This window comes from Niastella sp. sgz303648, from assembly GCF_059587045.1.
On sequence record NZ_JCAPSW010000025.1, the window covers coordinates 23805 to 44561 of the forward strand.

The window sequence follows — 20757 nt, forward strand, 5'->3', positions numbered from 1 at the left end:
CAAAACATAACAGTATGAGAATTATGCTGAAATCGAAGATTCATAGTGCAACAGTTACAGAGGCTAATGTTGCTTACAGGGGTAGTATAACTATCGACAGGGATTTACTTGAACGAGCCGATATTATCCCGGGTGAAAAGGTGCTTGTAGTGGATAACAGCAATGGAGCACGTCTTGAAACATATGCATTGGAGGGAATGGCCGGTTCCGGCGTTATTTGCATGAATGGCGGGTCGGCTCACCTGATTAAAGTTGGTGATAATGTTACGATCCTTTCATTTGAAGTTACCGACGAAATCCGGCCGCCAAGGAAATTACTTGTTGACGGCAATAATAAAATTATAAAGGACATGTAATATGCCGGATGCTTTTAATTCAACCAACTACACGATCATTGCGGGAACCTATGGCGACGATTCGCACAATGTAGGCAGATCATTGATCGTTCACGCCCTTGAAGAAGAAGGTTACAATGTTATTGACCTTAAGTTGCAGAATGAGTTCCGGCAATTCCTGGATGCGGCCCGATACGGACATGCAATTTTAATTTCTTCACTGAACGGCCATGCAAGCGGGTTGCTGGATGACAGGTTACAAAGCGACATCCCTTCCTTTGAAACGAATTATGGAAGACGGCTATGGTATATTGGAGGAAATTTATGTATACATGAAGATCAGTACCAGGTACATGCTAAATTTCTCAGGATGGGATTTACAGATGCCTATGTAAAACCAGATTATTTTGACCTGACTGAATTCCTTGAACGGTTAAAGAAAGATTTGGTAAATCTTCAGGGTGTTCATATAAAGGAAGGATATCCTTATATGCAATGGTCAAAGCCGGAAATAGTGTCCAACAACAGATCCTGTGTACTTGCCGAATATGATGGGGGAGTGGGATCTCCTGAAGAAACGATTGCTTATCAAAAAAGTATTGCGATCCGTTTCGCATCTGTTTTAGCGAAAGCTAAAAGAGACGGAATAACGCTGATACACCCACGTTGTGGAGTGCCTTCGGTTAAAGGACAAGCCGCATTGTTTTCAAAATTGAAACAAGCCGGGGCCGATTGCTTATCTATACAGGTTGATAGTTCTACCAGGCATCATCAATTTTCAGATGTAGCTTATTTTTTAAAATCGGGTAAGGAGATGAACGGATATCCTGCCATCAACCTGGGAGTTTCGAATAACAGAATATTGACAGAGCAGTTTGCACATGTGCCATTACAGGTTCGACATGGTTCATATGATGGGCGGTTATTGGCTGAAGTAGGGTTTGCAAGCGGATTTACTGCCATAGAAGGAGGTGCGATTTGTTATAATATTCCATATTTCAGCAATGTTCCCCTGGAGAACTCAATCAGGTACTGGCAATATGTGGATAATTTAAGCGGTGAAATTACAAAAGCCGGATTACCGATAGACAGAGAGTTTTTCGGCACCTTAACGGCTACCTTAATAGAACCATCGATTGCGATAGCTGTAAATGTATTGGAGTCATTGCTGGCGGCTCAGCAGGGAGTCAGGTACTTATCGTTAGGTTATGCAGAACAGGGAAACCGGGAACAGGATATCGCTGCAATAAAATCATTGGAAATAGTTACGACTGATTATTTACAGAAGTTTGGATACTATGATGTCAACACATCCACCGTCTTTCATTCATACATGGCTGCATTTCCTTCGGATGAGCGACTGGCCGAACAGATCATCCGCGAGTCTGCTATAACCGCCAGGTTGGCAAATGCCACAAGAATAATGACCAAATCGCCGGTAGAATCTGTAAACGTACCACTGGAAGACGCCAATGTGAGAGGCATTGAATTGACCCGGCTGGGATTTGAGTTGCCGGGTTATTATGATCAGGAAAAAGTTGCCTTTGAACAGCGAATGATCGAAGCCTCTGCCAGGAGTATAATTGATAGTGTTCTGGAAATTGGTGAAGGTGATGTGGTGAATGGAATTGTGGAGGCATTTAAAAATGGGTACATCGACATTCCGTTTGCTCCCAGTATTTACAATGCCGGAAAAGTTAAAACATTAAGAGATAATGAGGGAGCCGTAAGATTTTTTGATCCGGGCAATAGCTGCATTCCTGTAGAAATAATTAATGAACACAGGCAATTGCTGAAGGATCGCAAAGGAAGTTATTTTTCCATGGTTAAAGAAGATTTGAACAGAATATATCTAAATGAAATTGAAGGTTGGCCACTTAGAAATTATTATTCATTATTTCATAAAAAAACGGTTCACTTTTCAAAATAACCCTTCTGCCGGCCTTTTATTCATCGCCCGCCTTTAAAATGATCCCATAAACTCAAAGAGTTAAATAAAATCAATCGAAATATATGTCTAAGGAAAAGTATGTTTTTCCCGTGTCAGCAGCTCAAATGGGGCTTTGGTTATTTGAAATTGCCAATTCGGGAACGACCGGATCTCCATATAATACTGTTTTTGCCTTAAGGATGGCGGGCAATTTAGATATTAAAATTCTGAAGGAAAGTATAACCGCTATCATGCAAAGGCATGAGGCCATGAGAACTACTTTTAAACGCGACAATGATAATTATTTTCAGATAGTGCATTCGGAAATGGATATTGCGTTTGAAGAAATGTCGGTGAACGAACAGGATATAGAGCAGTTTGTTCATCAAAGAGTTGCCGGGCCGATTGATCTGGAAAACGGGCCATTGTCAAAATTCGATCTTTTAAAAACCGGAGAGAACCGGTTTGTTTTAATCGTAACGATTCATCATATAATTTTTGATGGATGGTCTGTTGGTGTGTTTGTAAAAGAGCTGTCTCATTTTTATAATGCATATGTAAGTGACCAAAAACCCATACTGGAAAACCTTAAAATCCAGTACCCCGATTATACGCTATGGAAAGAAAAATTTAAAAATGACCACGTAACCCGGGAAATTGAATATTGGAGGGCTAAACTGGCCGGCGCCGGTTTGTATATTGATTTTCCATTTGACAAAACCAGGAGTAAGAAAGCAAGCTATCATGGAAAATCAAGGCGTTTTAGTTTTGATGAAAGTATTATTGAAAAGGTTAAAAATTTTTGCGATAAAAATTCAGTTACTCATTTTGCTTTGTTTTATTCGGTTTACGCCATACTCTTATCTAAATATTGCCGGCAAAAAGACATCGTGTTAACAGTTCCATTTGCTAACAGGGAGGATCGTATGGAATTGGAAGAGCTGATCGGTGTTTTTGTGAATATGTTACCTGTAAGGGTTACCATAGATGAAGACCAGACTTTTCTGTCGTTAATGTCAGAGGTTAATCAAAATATTTCAGAAATACTGGATCATCAGCATGTTGATTTAAACACTTTGCAGGAACAACTCAACTTCAAACAGCATGTTTCGAATGCTTCTTTATTCAATTTCGCGTTTTCACATATTAATGTCGATTTCGGTAATCTGAAGTTAAACGACATTGACATTGAATATTTGCAATTTAGCAGAGAAACATCGAGGCGCGACTTTACGTTTTATATTTATCAGAACAGCGAGTCGTTTTTTGGCGAGGTTGAATACGCAACGGATTTGCTGTTGCCCGAAACCATTGAACGATTCATCAATAATTATATTCATTCTCTTGTTGAATGTTTGGAAGGCGCTGAGCAAAAAATAAAGGACATATCATTTATTGATGAGCGTGAACAGGATCTGTTGTTAAAGGTCTTTAATAATACGCAAACAGCTTATCCGGCAAACAGAAGCGTTATTGATCTTTTTGAAGAACAGGCCATTAATAATCCCGGTCATATAGCAATTCAACATAACGATCTTTCCCTTACCTACGAGGAATTAAACAGGCTGGCAAACAGGCAGGCTTCTGTCTTGTACAATTACGAAGAAAAATGGGGCCCGGTCATTCCTGTAATTTCGGAGGATCCTCTTAAAATGATTGTAGGCATATTGGCAGTATTAAAAGCAGGCAAGGCATATATGCCGATAGATCCGAATTTTCCGGCAGAGCGGATCTCTTTAATGATTAATGACAGCGGTTCACGGATAGCTTTAATAGAGGAGGGAGTAACCCTGCCAAACGCATCTTCACCGGAACGGGTATTGATAATAACGAATGCGATCAGCGATGCGGCAGATTTTCAGAAAAGGAAAACAGGAAGCAACGCGGAATCCCTTTGTTATGTAATGTATACTTCCGGTTCAACCGGTAAACCAAAGGGTATAAAAGTGATTAACCGGAACGTGGTACGCCTTGTTTTGAACAACAATTTCATGCGTATACAATCAGGCGATCGTATATTACAAACCGCGATGATGACTTTCGATGCCTCTACATTGGAAGTATGGGGCGCCCTGCTGAATGGCGCCACCTTGTGCTTAACGAACAAGGACACTATATTAAATGCATCCCTTCTTCGAAAGCAATTACAAAACAGAGAGATTACAACACTTTGGTTAACGGCCCCGTTATTTGGAGAAATGGCGGCTATCGATGCAACTATGTTTGCAGGCCTGCGTTATTTGATTGTAGGAGGAGATATTATACCCATTGATAAAATGAATGCTGTGCGACAGGCTTGCCCGCACACGGTGATTATAAATGGCTATGGCCCTACAGAAAACACAACCTTTTCCACAACCTTTGAAATAGAAAAGGACTATTCACGACCTATACCGATTGGGAAACCGATCAGTAATTCAACAGTGTATATACTGGATGATCATCTTCAACTGTTACCCATAGGTGCAACAGGAACTTTATTTGCAGGAGGCGATGGTTTGTCGGAAGGGTATTTGAATGACGATGAACTTACAAGGCAGAAGTTTGTACCTAACCCCTGGGTAAAAGGTGAAAATATGTATAATACCGGCGATCTGGCAAGATGGATGCCTGATGGAAATATCGAATTTTTAGGAAGGAAAGACCGGCAGATCAAGATCAGAGGTTTCAGAATAGAACCCGCAGAAATTGAATACGTGCTGAATAAGTATCCTGGTATTCGAACATCCTATGTGAGGGTGAAAGAACAGCGGATTATCGCATACATTGTTAAAGCCCTCGAAGTAGATACAGAACATGTTTTAATGGATTACCTGAATGCTCATCTTCTTCCTGCAATGATTCCTGAAGATATTATTGAAGTTGATGCTCTTCCATTAACTGTAAATGGAAAAATTGATGTAGAAGCGTTGCCTGACCACAATATTCAAAAAAAGGATACAACTGAAAGTACTTTAACTGATTTGGAAAAGAAGCTTATTTTGATGTGGTCAAAATCGCTGAACCTGGATCAGATTTCTATTGGCCCGTTGGATAGTTTTTTTGAGATCGGGGGCCACTCACTCGCAGCTACCCGCCTTTTATCGAATATTGAAAAGGAGTTTTCAATTGAGTTGGATCTTGGAGATTTTTTTGAAAACGATACGATAAGCTTTTTAGCCCGTTTGATTATGGAAAAACAAGGGCACGGTAAAAGCGGAAATATCCCCAATATACCTCGCCAGGAATACTACGAAATTTCCAACGGTCAAAAAAGATTGTGGGTGCTCGATCAGATCGAAGAAGGTAAAGGGGTTTATAATATCGCCTGGTCATTGAAGATCACGGGCAATTTCAGACAAGATGCCTTGCGGTTTGCAATTACTCATTTAATTGAACGGCACGAAATATTAAGAACCTGTTTTATTTATCTTAAGGATAAGATTTGTCAAAAGATCGAAGATAAAATTGATCCTGATCTGATATTCACCTTTGCAGAGTGGGATAAGATAAAAGATGATTTTGCAACCGTTGAGCACTATTTAGACAATATATCCGATACGCAGTTTGACCTGGAAAAAGCGCCATTGTTTAAGATGTATGTTCTCAGGCTTTCTGAACAGCAGTTTGTGCTGACATCTGTTTTTCACCATATAATTACCGATGAATGGTCGAATAAAGTATTTATCAGGGAATTTATAATGTTCTACAATGCCTATGTAAATAACTTGCCTGTTGCGGTAGAGCCGCTTCGGATTCAATATAAGGACTATACTTCGTGGCATAAAGACCGGCTTTTAAACGGTGCTGCCGAAAGCAGGGAATATTGGTTGAAAAAGCTGGGCGGAATATTGCCCCAAAATGAATTTGCCTGCAAATGTGGTTCAAGACCAGCCATAAAAACATTTAATGCACGTACAATAAATGTTGATCTGAATGACCATTTATGTAAAAACCTTTTGAATGTTGCAAGGGAAGAAAACGCCACCTTGTTTATGATACTGCTTTCAGGATTAAATCTTCTTATTGGTAAATATACCGGTGAAGATGATATTCTGATCGGAACACCTGTTTCGGGCAGGAATCACTTTGACCTGGAAAACCAATTAGGATTTTATGCAAATACGATCGTTTTACGACATAAAATTGAAATGCTTCAAAATTATGCGGAGTATCTGTCAGATGTAAAGAAAAATACAGTTGAGGCATTTAAATATGCTGATTATCCTTTTGATAAATTGGTAGAGGATCTCAACCTTAAAAATGATCTGAGCCGCGCACCTGTTTTTGAGATACTGTTTGGCTTACTGGATATGCAGGATCAAACCGTTGAAACATTGATGGAGATTGGTGGCCTTACTTTTGAAAACTATCAAACTGTGGTAAAGAAAAGCCCGTTTGATATAGTTTTCAACGCCAGAAAAAATGGCGATAAGATAGCTATTGAATTGTATTATAATATTGATCTTTTTGACAACTGGTTCGCCAATCAGCTTCTTGATGATTATATCGGATTACTGAAACAGCTTACAGAAGACCGGTATAAAGGTCTGCCTGAGTTTACATTCAGCTCCCCATCGACCTTTATACAAAAACAAAGGTCAAATGAACAGAAAGATGATGATTTGATGGCTGAGAAGTCTATTATCGACGCCTTTGATGAGCGGATTCTTTTGTATGCAAATAATCCTGCCATTGTTCATAAAGATAGTATCATAACTTATGGCGGCTTATCCCTGATTACCAATAAGCTAAGCAACGAATTAAGAGACAGGTATGGTATTAAAAAGGGCGATGTGATAGGGGTAATGTTTAATAATGCTGAGTTGGCAATTTGCAGCATACTGAGCATATTGAGACTGGGCGCCGTTTATTTGCCGCTTAATATTAATGATCCTGCAGGCAGGTTGGGTCATATGATAACAGAGTCCGGAGCTAATTTCATCCTTACAGATGCACAACTGCCCTGCGAAACCGGATTGCCCGGTAATTTCATACGCTTTGAAGGAACGGACGATTTTAAATATGAATCGCCCCTGGTCAATAATTCATCTGCATCTGATCTGGCATATATAATGTACACTTCCGGTTCTACCGGCCTGCCAAAAGGTGTAAAGGTTGCTCATAAAAATGTAATAAACCTGGTAAAAAGTACCAACTATCATAATGTTACAGCCGGCAACAATGTTTTACAATTTTCACCCCTGTTCTTTGATGTTTCGGTATTTGAAATATTCGGTGCATTATTAAATGGTGCCAGGTTGACCATCTTTGAAAAAGACCAATCGTTTACGATCAGGGAACTAACTTCCTTCATTGAACGCGAAAACGTGGATACGGCCGTAATGACGGCTTCTCATTTCAACAGGGTTGTTGAAACGGAGCCCCGGGTAGTTTCCTGTTTCGACAAGCTGTATTTTGGAGGGGAAACGGCTTCAGTAAAATTTGTAAGAACAGCTATTAAGTATAGAAAGAAAGTGGATTCCATTGTACATCTTTACGGACCAACAGAGGCGACGGTGTTTGCTACTTTTTATCCTGTAACAGAAATTGAAGATGATATGTTCAATGTACCGATCGGGCTACCTGTTTCGGGCGTATCAATTTACATTTTAGACAAAAAAAATAAACCAGTACCGGCAGGAGTGATAGGAGAGATTTTTATAGGAGGAAAGGGGGTAAGTCAGGGTTATATTGGTAATGAGGAATTGAATAAGTGGAAATTTATTGAAAACCCTTTATTGAAAGGGGATATGCTTTACCGAACCGGTGATTTGGCAAAGTTCAACGCAGCAGGGGAAGTGGAGTTTGTAGGAAGGAACGACAATCAGGTTAAGATAAGAGGTCACCGGATAGAATTGGGAGAAATTGAATCGGTTATTTTAAATCAACCCCAGGTATTTGAAACCAAAGTACTCATCAATAAATCGCCATCAAATGTGCTTACGTTGGTAGCATACTGGACAGGCGAGGATGCATATACCAATGAGGACTTCAAAAAATATTTGGTTAATTCAGTCCCCGGGTATATGATGCCTTCTTCTATAAGAAAGATCGGAGCTTTTCCACTTAATAAAAACGGGAAGATTGATATCGGGGCCCTTCAGCTATTATCCGGCAACGAAACATCCGGGGAGGGAATGGGGCTCAAAACTGAAACGGAAGAGCAACTGGCCGGCATTTGGCGCCAACACCTGGGAAGTGACCATATAACTGCCTTGAGCAACTTTTTTGAAGAAGGAGGACATAGTCTTACTGCAATGAAAGTCTCTTCGGTCATTTTTGATGTTATGGGCATCCATATTCCGCTGAAGGATATTTATCTATACCCTACAATCAGGGAAATGAGCGCTTATATTGATTCTGCAAAATGGCTGGTGAATGAAAATGTAAATAGCAAAACCGGCCAGGTTAATGATATACTTGTATGAATGTTCTTGAAATAATCAGGGAACTAAAAAAACAGGAAATTCCTCTTTTTGTTGAAGGAAATAATATAGTTCTGCGCAATTGTAAAGATAATATGCCTGCATCACTGCTGATCGAGATACAAAAGCATAAACAGGAATTGATTGATTTTTACAACCAGGTAAATCTAAAGTCCCGGGATAACCGCGTGGGTTATATCCCTGAGCAGGAATATTATGAGCTATCTCATTTGCAAAGAAATATTTGGGTGGATCAGAAATTAAACCCGGATATTCAAAATTATAATGTGGGATCAGGCTGGTCAATTTATGGCGAAATTGATCTCAGGCGGTTTAAGTCATGTATTGATAAAGTAGTTACGGAACATGAAATACTTCGAACTGCGTTTAAAATAGTTGAGTGGGAACCAAAACAGGTAATTGCGCCGGATATTGAATGGGATTGGGAGTATTATGATTTTTCGGACAGCGTAAATGTGACAGATGAAATTAATAATATCAGGCGTGTTTCGGAAGAAGTTGTTTTTGATCTGGCGAAGCCTCCCTTGTTTAAGATCTTTCTTATAAAAGAAGCGACACATAAGCACCACCTGATATTTGTAATTCATCATATTATATCCGATGGATGGTCATTGAGAATATTTTTTGACCTGGTAATAAAACAATATCAGCAGCCGGATAATGTTCCGGAGAAGGATAAAGTGGGTAGAGTTTTGCAGTACAAAGACTTCTGTTACTGGCAGAATAAGCAATTGACAGAAGAAAGGATTGAACACGGCAAACGTTTCTGGCTCGGCAGGTTTAAAGATGGGAGAGGTTTTAATTTCAACGCACCCGGTTCTTCTGCCAAACAGGTTAGTTACTCAGGCGCTACAAAATATTTCGACATTGACGGCACGCGCAGGAAAGAAATACACCGGTTGGCTATTAACATGGACACTACCCAATTTGTGGTGCTGCTTTCTATATTAAAAGTGCTGGTATTTTATTTTACCGGGAATAATAAGGTCGTTATTGAAACCGGTGTTGTAGATAGAAATGATGACGGCCTTACTAACCAATTAGGCCCATATCTCGTTAATATTCCGGTTTCGGTTATGATCGATAAAAAAATGTCATTTGCAGAATTTGTCAGGCTGGTTAAATCGGAATTCATTGCCTCGCTGAATCACAAAGATTATCCAATACATCTTATTAAAAAGGATATAAAACGGCTTCACAATGATTTTACCGGATTAACAAATGTGAGTTTTACTTTTCATAACGAGGGATTGTTGAGTAGCAGCGAAGTCAGCGTGGGTGAACTAACGATCATTAAATCGGATTTTAAGTTGGCAAAAATAACGAAGGGAATTAGCTTTCATTGCTATGAACACAACGATTGCCTTACTATGAAAGTTGACTATAGTACTGAATTATTCGATGAGAAATATGTTGTAGAAATAGCTCAGGTATTTTCAGAAATAATTGATTTGGTTAAAGAAAGCCATCTGATCAATATCGAAAACCTGCCAGGTCAGCGCACAGGGGCAGCCATTAAAAAAATACCTGTTTCCGTTATTGGAGAAACTAACATGGATAAGCCGGTTGAAAAAAGATTTTGGATACCGGACGTTGATACACAATCAGAGAAGGCTATTGTTTTGCTGGATGCGGTTAAAGAACTTTTTAATAACGATTCTATCACACTGGGTGATAATTTTTTTGATATAGGAGGTGATTCATTGAAGGCTATTTCGCTTTGTGCGTACCTGGGCGATAAAGACTATAAATGTTCTGTAGGCCAGGTTTTTGATACACCCATCCTAAAGGAATTGCTTGTTTCGCTGGAAAAGAGTATTCCTGATGAAGAAGAAAAGATTGGTGAAATTGAGTCTGCGGAATACTATCCGGTTTCACATGCGCAAAGGAGAATGTGGGCATTAAGTCACCTTATTGAAACGGAAAAACATGCATACAATGTGCCGGCCGCATGGCTTGTAGAAGGAAAAATATCTATTCCTGTACTTATCAAATCGTTTGAAGAACTTTTAAAGAGACACGAAATTTTGCGAACAACCTTCAAAAGCAGTGAGAATGCTGTTATGCAGGTTGTGCATGATTTTGAACCTGCTTTTTGTGACTTCGGCTATTTTGAAGATTTACAGGATGTAGATGGCTGTATTGCAAAGGAAAGTGCTATGCCTTTTGACCTGGAAAAAGGACCGCTTTTGCGTTTGAGGATTTATAAAACGGAAGAGCATAAATTCGTTTTTTTAATTGTTGCCCATCATATCATCATAGATGCCTGGTCCTGTAAAATATTTTATAATGAGTTGTTGACAATTTATTCCTGTCTTCTTGAAAATAGAAAAATCGAATTGCCCCAACCCGATTTTCAGTATAAAGATTATGCAGGCTGGAATAATAACCTTCTTTCTCAAAAAGCCTTTGATATACACAGGGATTTCTGGGTTTCAACATTCAAAGAAATTCCGGCGGCATTAAACCTTAATACTGATTTAAGAAAGAGTTCAATAAGATCATTTAATGGGAATACGCTTAAAAAAACATTTTCATTTGATCATAGCAGTCATATTGAAAAACTTATTGAACAATACAATGTAACTCCCTATGTGATTTTTACGGCGTTAACAAATATTCTGTTATATAAATACACTAACAATCAGGTCATCGTAACCGGCACGCCATTTTCAAACCGCGAAGTAAAAGGATTGGAAAATAAAATTGGATTTTTCATAAACACCCTTCCGGTTAAGATCATGATAAAGGGTAAGGAGAATGTTATAAGCTATTTGTTGAGGGTAAGGTACCTGATCAATAAAATACATGCTCATCAGCAATATCCATTCGATGCGTTGCTCGACGATTTGCATCTTCACACCTCGCAATCGCCCCTGTTTAATGTAGTTATAACATGGCTCGATCATTATGTTGATCCCGCATTTTTTGGAAGAAATGACATGAAGATTTTTCCATACCCCGTTGCGTTTAACATCAGTAAATATGATCTTACATTTGGATTTTCACGTACACCGGGCGGTCAATATGAAATGGAGCTGAATTATAAAACAGATTTGTTTCTTCAAAGTCGCATAGAATATATGTTAGATCATATGCAGGAACTTTTGGAGGAGATAAAGTATTTTGACATCCGGTCGATAGATGAATTAAATATATTACCTGAACGCGAAAAAAGTACAATACACTCTTTCAATGCAACAGTTTGTCAAAAAATAGAAACTGGTAACGTCATTGAAGCGTTTGAGTGTCGGGTTAACAAACATCCCGGTCATTTAGCCCTGCACTTTAAAGGGTTGTCGTATTCATTTTCTCAATTAAATCTGGAAGCCGGTCGCCTGGCAACCTGGTTAACAGAAAAAAAAGGATTAAGGAAGGGAGATAGGGTGGGGGTGGTAATGGATCCATCATTTTATTCTGTTGTGGCTTTTATTGGCATACTAAAAGCAAATTGTGTGTATGTACCAATTGATCACCATGATCCTTTAGAGAGGATTAATTACATTATTGGCGATGCGGGTATTAAGGAAATAATCACCGATGTGAATGATTTTCTGAAAAATGAATTGCCTGGAGCAGATTGTACATATATTGGTGATATTGGAGAATTTGATGGAAAAATATCCTATGATTCCAACATCAGGCCGGAGGATATTGCATATTATATATATACTTCAGGAACAACAGGACGTCCCAAAGGAGTAAAAATCAGTCATGCTTCATTATTTAATTTCTGTTCTTTTCATAATCATTCCTATAAAATAGGCGAAGGTCACTCCTCCATGTTATATTCGTCCCTGTCATTTGATGCATCTGTATGGGAGCTTTGGCCTTATTTAATAGCCGGTGCGTGTCTTTATCCCCTTCCTGCTGAAAATAAACTGGATGTAGATGAGATTATTAATTTTTTAGCGGCTCATCAGGTTACGCATTGTTTCCTGCCACCCTCCATGCTTGATTTATTGCTTACCTGGAACACAAACGAATATGTTAAAGAAGTTGTTTTTCATACAGGCGGGGAACGCATTCGTGAGCATGGAAAAATGGAGCAGTATAAGATCATTAATAATTATGGTTTAACAGAAACCACCGTAATTGCAACAAGTACCTATGGCGAAAAATTGTGTATTCAAAGCCAGCCGGTAACTATTGGTAAACCTTTTGCTAATTGTGAGATTTTTATTCTGGATAATGCTTTAAGGGAGCAACCTATAGGTGTTACCGGAGAAATATATATAGCAGGTATTTCACTTGCCGAAGGGTATGTTAATGATGCCGCATTGGATTCGAAGCATTTTATTGGGTCGCCTTTTGGCCGGGGAAAATTATTTAGAACCGGTGATTACGGATACTGGACCCCGGAAGGCCGGGTTGTATTTGCCGGAAGAAACGATAGTCAGGTACAACTCAACGGCAGAAGGGTTGAATTGGAAGAAATAGAACGGGTTATATTGCAGTATCAGGAAATTAAACAGGTTGTTGTCAATGCTAAGCAAAGAGGTGATAATACTATTTTAAAAGCTTATTTCACAAGCGATATCCATATTAACTGCAATGATTTACGGTCATTTGCGCAATTGTATCTGCCTAAATCAATGGTGCCGGTCGATTTTCTGCAGCTGGATGCCCTGCCATTGAAAGCCAGTGGAAAGATCGATTATCAACTCTTGCCTGATGTTAGCAATATTGCAATAAATTCCAACGGCCATAAGGAGATTGCTACCCCGTTAAAATTATTTCTTAAAACTATTGTGACGGAAACCCTCAATATTGAAAATGTGGATTTCGAATCCAGTTTTTTCGATCTGGGCGCCAATTCCGTTTCCCTGATTACTGTTCATAATAAGATCAAACAGAGATACCCATGGATCAGGGTGATGGATCTTTTTACTCATCATAATATTGACAGTTTATCAAACTTTATAGAAAATTACAACGGGGAGGCAACGATAGAAATCAGGAAAACCATTGAAACCGCATACCGATTCGATAAGAATATTCAATCAAAAACTACCTCATTTCACAACTGTTACGAGTATTTTGAAGAAACCCGGGCACTTTATCAGTTGGCAGAAGAATATTCAGTTGAAATTCCTGATATCCTGATTGCAGGCTTTTTATATGCATTGAACCTGTGTTCGGCCGAAAGTGATATTACTTTATTTATAGCAGATGGAAAGGAAAAAGCCATAACGCTCATCAGGGTGAATTTCGGGAATATAAATGACGAAGCTGCTCTTTTTAACGCAGTGCGTGACCAGTTGACAAAAAACGTATTGATGAATGTGCCTGATACAGATGTTAAGCGGATCAAATTTGTGGGAGGTGATGAGGAACTTTTGAGTGTATGTTTAATGATAAACCAGATGGATCCGGAGATTGAAAAGATCGTTTATGAAAAATTTGACGTGATATGGTATCTGAAGCCTCATGTTGAAAATATTTTAAAATGCACTTTGACATGTGCCGGCGGGTTCGGCAGGGATTTTATGGAATCTTTATCCCTGCGTATTATGAATGTATTTGATTCCATGAAAAGCCTTTCCTCATTATAATAATATTTCGGCAGTGAAGAAGATAGCTTTATTGTTTCCGGGTCAGGGTATTGGGCTGGAAAAAGTAGGAGAACTCATTAAGAGCAATACAACGGCAAGAAGAATATTTGAAGAGGCCGGTGCCATTGTAAACAGAGATCTCATTGAAAAGGCAGGCCGGGAAACCGCTGGTACGGATCAGGTACTTATTGTTGTATCAGGTATTGCTTATTTTGAATGCTTCATAAAAAATCAGGGGCTCATTCCTTCAATACATTATATGGCTGGCCACAGCCTTGGTGAATACAGCGCGTTGATTTGCGGTGGTGTACTTCAGATGTCTGACACATTGCCCATATTGGAAGAACGGCAAAGGTTAATGGACAGTTGTGCCGCAACCGTAAATGGAAAAATGACAGCCATTCAGGGAATTGGTACTGACATGGTTGTTCAACAGGTGAACACACTGCGTAGTAAGGGATTTCCGGTGAATATTGGCGCGTTTAATGCACCGGGTCAGGTAGTGGTTTCCGGCGCTGCAGAAGCCGTTGGTAAAATTGAAAATGAAATAAAAAAGCAGGGAGGGATGTGTACTCCGCTTAAAATTAACGGTCCCCTGCATAGCGATTTGATGACACACGCAAAAAGATCATTTGTACACTATGTACATATGCTTCAGCTGCATAAACCGAAATGCGATATATATTCTTCAGTTACCGGAGATCGTGTGTGCGGCGCAGATGAAATTAAAATGAATTTAGCCGCGCAGCTGACCCAACCGGTTTTATGGGAACAGGTAATCAACAGGTTGATAAAAAATGGGGTAAGCTTATTTATCAATGTTGGTCCAGGTAAGGTATTGGAAAATTTGATTAATAAACATTGGCCGGCATGCAATTGCCAAAGCCTGACCGATTCCGAAAGCAGGTCATCCTGCTCCGGGTATGTGAAAGAGCAGATAAGTCACTTTATTTCACCAATAACCAGGTGCCTCGTTAATGCTGTAGCTGCACCGGCTGAAAATAATGTTTATAATGGCAGGTTAAGCAACTGTGTTGAAAGCTATAATCGTATTTGGGAGCTACAATTATCAGTTGAAAAGCAGGGAAAGCTATGTGCTTACGATGAAATCAGGTATTGTCTGTCATGCCTTGAGGATATTCTTCAAAATAAGGGAGTAGAAGCACAGGAAATTGCCGGTATTGTAAAACAGATAAAATTTGAAACGGGGTTGACTGGTCTTTATGATGGTTTTTAAAATGAGCAATGAAAAAAACATTATTCAATATTTCTTCTTCAGCTATTGCGGAAACAGGAAGGGTTAAGCAATACTCAGGTAAAGAGGTGGCGGTAGTTGGAATGGCGGTAGATTTGCCCGAAAGCAAAAGTCTGAATGAATTCTGGCAGGTGATCAGGAGCGGCAGAGATTGTGTAAGTGATTTACTACCGCACCGTAAAAAAGACGTGGAGCAATTTCTTTCCCTTTATGCTGCTCAAAATGAAAAAGCCTATGAATTTGAAGAGGCAGCATATATCGATAATATAGATTGCTTTGATCATACATTTTTTAATATCCCCTATGAAGATGCAGTAGTGATAAATCCAATGCATCGAAAATTGATGCAAACAACATGGCATTGCATGGAGGATGCGGGCTATACCAGGTCGATGATATCAGGTTCAAAAATGGGGGTGTTTATTGCCTGTTCCTGGAATTTGAATATGTATCATAATCTGATGAATTTGGTAAATCCTGATCTTGCATCGTATGCCATCATTCAGAATATATCTGCCACACTTCCGGGAAGAATTTCTTATTTCTTTGACCTCCATGGTCCGAGTATGATCATTGATACGGCGTGTTCTTCATCGCTGGTTGCACTACACAACGCCTGCGAAAACATTATTTCAGGTAAAATTGATGCTGCTTTTGTTGGTGGGGTTAATTTAACTTTTGGTATCAAAAAGTCATTGTACGAAAGGATAGGCATTGAATCTGTTTCCAATCGCTCAAAAACGTTTGATGAAACGGCCGATGGCATTGGTAAAGGAGAAGGAGCAATAATGGTCTTTGTAAAATCCCTTCCATTGGCGATAAGAGATAATGATAATATTTATGCAGTCATAAAAGGAGGCGCTGCAAATAACGACGGAGGCAGATCCGTTGGAATGGCTGCCCCAAGTATTATTGCCCAGCAGGAAGTGTTATTAAATGCCTGGAAGAACTCAAATATTTCACCCGGTGATATTGGTTATATAGAAGCGCATGGCACAGGGACAAAGTTAGGAGATCCGATCGAGATGGAGGCTTTGATACGGGCGTTTGCAGATCATACTTCGAAAAAACAGTTTTGTGCCATAGGTTCAGTAAAAGCTAATATTGGCCATCTTGATACAGCCGCGGGTATTGCCGGGTTTGTAAAAGCGGTATTATGCCTTTCCAATAAACAACTTCCACCACAGATCCATTTTGAAAAACCCAATACAAAAATTCCGTTTCTCGAATCACCGGTATATGTAAATAATAAATTACGAAACTGGAATATTCCAAAATCAGGGAAGCGGATTGCGGCAGTAAGTTCTTTCGGCATAAGTGGAACAAATTGCCACATGGTTATAGAAGAGTATAACGGATCTGAAATAATGCCGGCGGTTACCTCAAATTATATCTTTTTTTTGCTGCCTCTTTCGGGAAAGTCAAAAGCAGCTTTGAGTAAATTAATTACCGCTTACATTTCTTTTCTGGAAAATAATGTAGAAATAACGCTCGAAGCGCTTTGTATGAACGCAGCCCGAAACCGGGATCACTACAACCACAGGCTGGCTATCATTTCAGAAAATATAAATGATTTACAATCGAAGCTACAGGCGATTGAAAGCAGGCTCCTGAATAACATGGATGTAAGCCTTCCTCTGGGTGTATACTGCAACCTGGAAGAATCTGTGGAAATGAATGAATCAGATCATACGTCAGTAATAGCTGTTGCCGCCCACAATCAGGCAGGCATCAGTGAAATGGCTCAATATTATACAAGCAGAAAGCATATAAAGTGGGATATCCCAAATTATGACAGCGCATATAAGTTTAGATTGCCAACTTATCCATTTGATAAAACCAGGTGCTGGCTGAACATAAATGACAAAAATATTGCTGCGGGTAATGGAAAACTAAAAGATGATAAAATGAATTCAGAGAAAAGAATAACAGAAATATTAAAGAGTATAGTTGCCGAATCTTTGAATATTTCAATCGACGCTGTCAAATCGGATAAAACATTTTTTGAACTGGGGTTTGACTCTATCAATATCGTGTATGTTAAAAGGAGATTTCATAAACAATTCAATATTGACTTCCCTGTTGAGGAGTTTTATAGTAACCTGAATTCTATCGATAAGCTGGCAGCATATGTTCTCAGGGAAATTGAGTTACCGCATAACAGTCCGGAGTCAAATGGTCATATGTCAGGTGATAAAGATCACGGAGATATTTCCGGCGGCATAGGCGTCAGAAATGAGATGGATAGTATTCGTCTTGATGATATATTCCAAAAGCAACTGGCGCTGATCGAAAGCCAGATAAATATTCTAAAACAGGTTGGCAGAAATACATTGGTAAATGATACGGAAAAGTCATTCAGGAAAGAGGGGAACACGCAAAATAGCGAAAGAAATCAGTTGTCAAAGAGGCCATCGTCGCATTACTATTCCGATTCCGGAACATTCTTCAATGAAACACAAAAGAAGTTTATCCACGATTTGATTGATAAAATAACACGCAAAACAAAAAAATCCAAACTGCACACCCAAAAATACAGGAGTCAGTTTGCCAGTTACAGAAAGGCGATGTACTTCGATAATTATTTTAAAGAACTGATATATCCGGTTTTTGCAGAAAGTTCGCAGGGAAGTAAAATGAAAGATATTGATGGGAATGAGTATGTGGATTTTGTTATGGGATTTGGGGTTCATTTATTAGGATATAATAACCCACAGGTAGTTCAGGCTATAATACAACAGGCAGAAAAAGGAATTTATGTGGGGCCTATGTCGCCATTGGCAGGTGAAGTTGCCGATATGATATGTCGAATTACCGGTTTGGAAAGAGTTGCGTACGCGAATTCGGGAACTGAGGCTGTTATGCATGCAATTAAGATTGCACGTGCCAAAACGAAACGTAATCTGGTTGTAAAGTTCAGCAATTCATATCATGGCTTTTATGATGTTGTGCAGGGAGACCAGGATCCTTATGATGAATTGAAAAGTGTACCCAATTCGCCCGGAATACCGGCTAAAATAATGGAGGATGTAATGGTACTGGATTATGGGAAGGATTTTTCACTGGAGCTCATCAGACAGAACCTGCATAAAATTGCCTGTGTATTGGTTGAGCCCGTGCAAAGCCGGCGTCCTGAATTTCAACCCGGGGATTTTCTTTTAAAACTCAGAAGTATTACACAGGACGCTGATATCCCTTTGATATTTGATGAAATTATTACCGGTTTTAGGATACATCAAAAAGGTGCAATGGGATATTTTGGTGTAAAGCCTGATATTGTCACGTACGGAAAAGTGCTTGGAGGAGGATTGCCCTTAGGTGCAGTTTGTGGTAAAAAAGAATATCTGGACTATATGGATGGAGGGTTTTGGCAATATGGCGATGATTCAAAGCCTTCAGGAAACCGGATAGGCACCGGAGGAACTTTCTGTCATCATCCATTGGCAATGGCTTCTGCCAAAGCTACTTTATCTATAATAATGAACCGGGGCGATCAATTATATGAATCCCTGAATGAAAAAACCGAATTCCTTAAAAATTCGTTGAACGAGTACTTTAGTTTGAACGATATCCCGGTTAATATTGTGAATTGTGGTTCTTTATTTTCATTTAAACCGTTGTTTGACGTTAAGATAATGCAGGTATTGTATTACCTGCTGTTGGAAAAAGGTATATACCTGTGGCAGGGGGCAACCTGTTTTGTATCGGATGCTCATACTTATGACGATATTATAACCCTCATAAATGCTGTAAAAAACAGTTGTGAGGAGCTGATGGAAAACGGTTTTGTGAAGCGTAAACAGGCGTACGATGTCATTAAAAAAGTGCCGCAAAAAGAATATTATGAGGTATCTCCTTCACAAAGGCGATTGTGGTTTATGCATCAATTGTACCCCCGATTGAATGTTTATAATCTGGTTGCAGCATACAAATTACCAGCTGCAGTAGATATCCCCGCATTTAAAGAAAGTTTTGAGATCGTGATCAACAGACATGAAAGTTTACGAACAACTTTTATAAATGTTGATAACCAACCCAGGCAGGTTATCAATACATATAACAGCGATGTTCATGGTATTTTATATAAAGACTATTTCCTGTCAGGTATCGATGAAGAAGAAGTAGCCGCAGAAATGGGTGCCGAAATGGAAAAGGTGTTTGATCTGGAGCGAGGGCCGTTGTTCAGCGCCATTTTGTTCCGGGCTGCGGGTGGTGCTTATTTCATATATTTTAATTTCCATCACCTTATTGCAGATGGATTTTCAGTAGAAATCATCTTACAGGAATTGTTTATTGCTTATCATTCTTTAGTTAATGGAAATGCCGTAAATCTTAAGCCGCTGAGAATTCAATACAAGGACTATTCAGGTTGGATCAATAATTTTCTGGAATCGGATCGGGTTAAAGTTTCACGTGATTATTGGATTGAAAGAATAGGAAAGCCTTCGGACAGGGTTATTATTCCGCCTGATTTTAACAGGGAAAATGTGTTGGATTTCAGCGGAGATGTTGTTGTTATAGAAATTTCCGCCGGTCAAACGGATAAGCTTCAGGAGATTTCAAAACAGTTTGGTGCTACCTTATTCATGACCCTTCTGTCGGCGATTAAAATATTAATTAATAAACAGGGTGGTGATGGAAACATAAAAGTAGGTTGTCCGTTTTCAGGAAGATTTAATGATGAATTATCAAATCAGGTAGGTTTTTATGTTAATACCGTTATATTAACCGATGCCATCGACAGTGATGATACTTTTGAAGAAATCCTCAAAAAGGTCAGTCAAACCGTTATAGAAGCCGCCAGGCACCAAATATATCCATACGACAAATTGGTAAACGATTTGTGCCCCGAACGGCACATAGCACGAAATCAATTGTTCGACATTGACGTGAATATGAACGATCAGGATCTGGGTAACTTCGGCCGGATAGGTCCTGGCGTATCCGCACTCAAAGCAATTGATCTGAAGTCTAAATTGAGCAAGTTCGATATGACGTTTTCGATTTATAAAGATGCTTCCATTAATATCGTTCTGGAGTATAAGACCAGTGTATATGACATATCAACCATTGCTTTGATGAAAGCCAGGCTGGCTAACATTATTACTGATATCATAAACATGAAATTCGATGTTCCGATCAGGGAATTGAACTATGATAATGGCATTATAACCGAAGACAAAAATGTTTTTGAGAAAAAAGAGCTGTTTTAAAATGAATTTAGTTTTTCAAACCTACTAAGGCGTTTTATGAA

General features: G+C 39.1%; 6 protein-coding genes. All 6 read left to right on the forward strand.

Going from position 1 to position 20757, the window contains the following annotated elements:
- The first annotated feature begins 14 nt into the window (after positions 1–14).
- The 6 genes from panD (at position 15) to AC59IL_RS36600 (ending at position 20716) form a co-directional block, all read left to right on the forward strand.
- Positions 15–356, forward strand: coding sequence for an aspartate 1-decarboxylase (gene panD / locus AC59IL_RS36575; protein ID WP_496557206.1), 342 nt, complete (start codon positions 15–17; stop codon positions 354–356).
- A 1-nt stretch (position 357) separates the two neighbouring features.
- Positions 358–2265 (forward strand): methylaspartate mutase subunit E, encoded by a 1908-nt coding sequence (locus AC59IL_RS36580; protein WP_496557207.1) that lies wholly within the window; start codon positions 358–360, stop codon positions 2263–2265.
- Positions 2266–2348: 83 nt separating this feature from the next.
- Complete coding sequence (locus AC59IL_RS36585; RefSeq protein ID WP_496557208.1) at positions 2349–8675, forward strand: amino acid adenylation domain-containing protein; 6327 nt, start codon at positions 2349–2351, stop codon at positions 8673–8675.
- On the forward strand, positions 8672–14248 hold the full coding sequence (locus tag AC59IL_RS36590; RefSeq protein WP_496557209.1) for an amino acid adenylation domain-containing protein: 5577 nt from the start codon (positions 8672–8674) through the stop codon (positions 14246–14248). The genes AC59IL_RS36585 and AC59IL_RS36590 overlap by 4 nt, the downstream gene beginning before the upstream one ends.
- A 13-nt stretch (positions 14249–14261) precedes the next feature.
- Positions 14262–15485: an ACP S-malonyltransferase gene (locus tag AC59IL_RS36595; RefSeq protein WP_496557210.1), complete on the forward strand. Its 1224-nt coding sequence runs from the start codon at positions 14262–14264 to the stop codon at positions 15483–15485.
- 8 nt (positions 15486–15493) lie between these two features.
- Positions 15494–20716 carry an aminotransferase class III-fold pyridoxal phosphate-dependent enzyme gene (locus AC59IL_RS36600; protein ID WP_496557211.1) on the forward strand — a complete coding sequence of 1741 codons (5223 nt, stop codon included), beginning with the start codon at positions 15494–15496 and terminating at the stop codon, positions 20714–20716.
- Positions 20717–20757: the final 41 nt, after the last annotated feature.

Bases quoted from the DNA above. Each gene is read 5' to 3' on its own strand.
- panD (WP_496557206.1), top strand. From the start codon at position 15: ATGAGAATTATGCTGAAATCGAAGATTCATAGTGCAACAGTTACAGAG.
- AC59IL_RS36580 (WP_496557207.1), top strand. From the start codon at position 358: ATGCCGGATGCTTTTAATTCAACCAACTACACGATCATTGCGGGAACC.
- AC59IL_RS36585 (WP_496557208.1), top strand. From the start codon at position 2,349: ATGTCTAAGGAAAAGTATGTTTTTCCCGTGTCAGCAGCTCAAATGGGG.
- AC59IL_RS36590 (WP_496557209.1), top strand. From the start codon at position 8,672: ATGAATGTTCTTGAAATAATCAGGGAACTAAAAAAACAGGAAATTCCT.
- AC59IL_RS36600 (WP_496557211.1), top strand. From the start codon at position 15,494: ATGAAAAAAACATTATTCAATATTTCTTCTTCAGCTATTGCGGAAACA.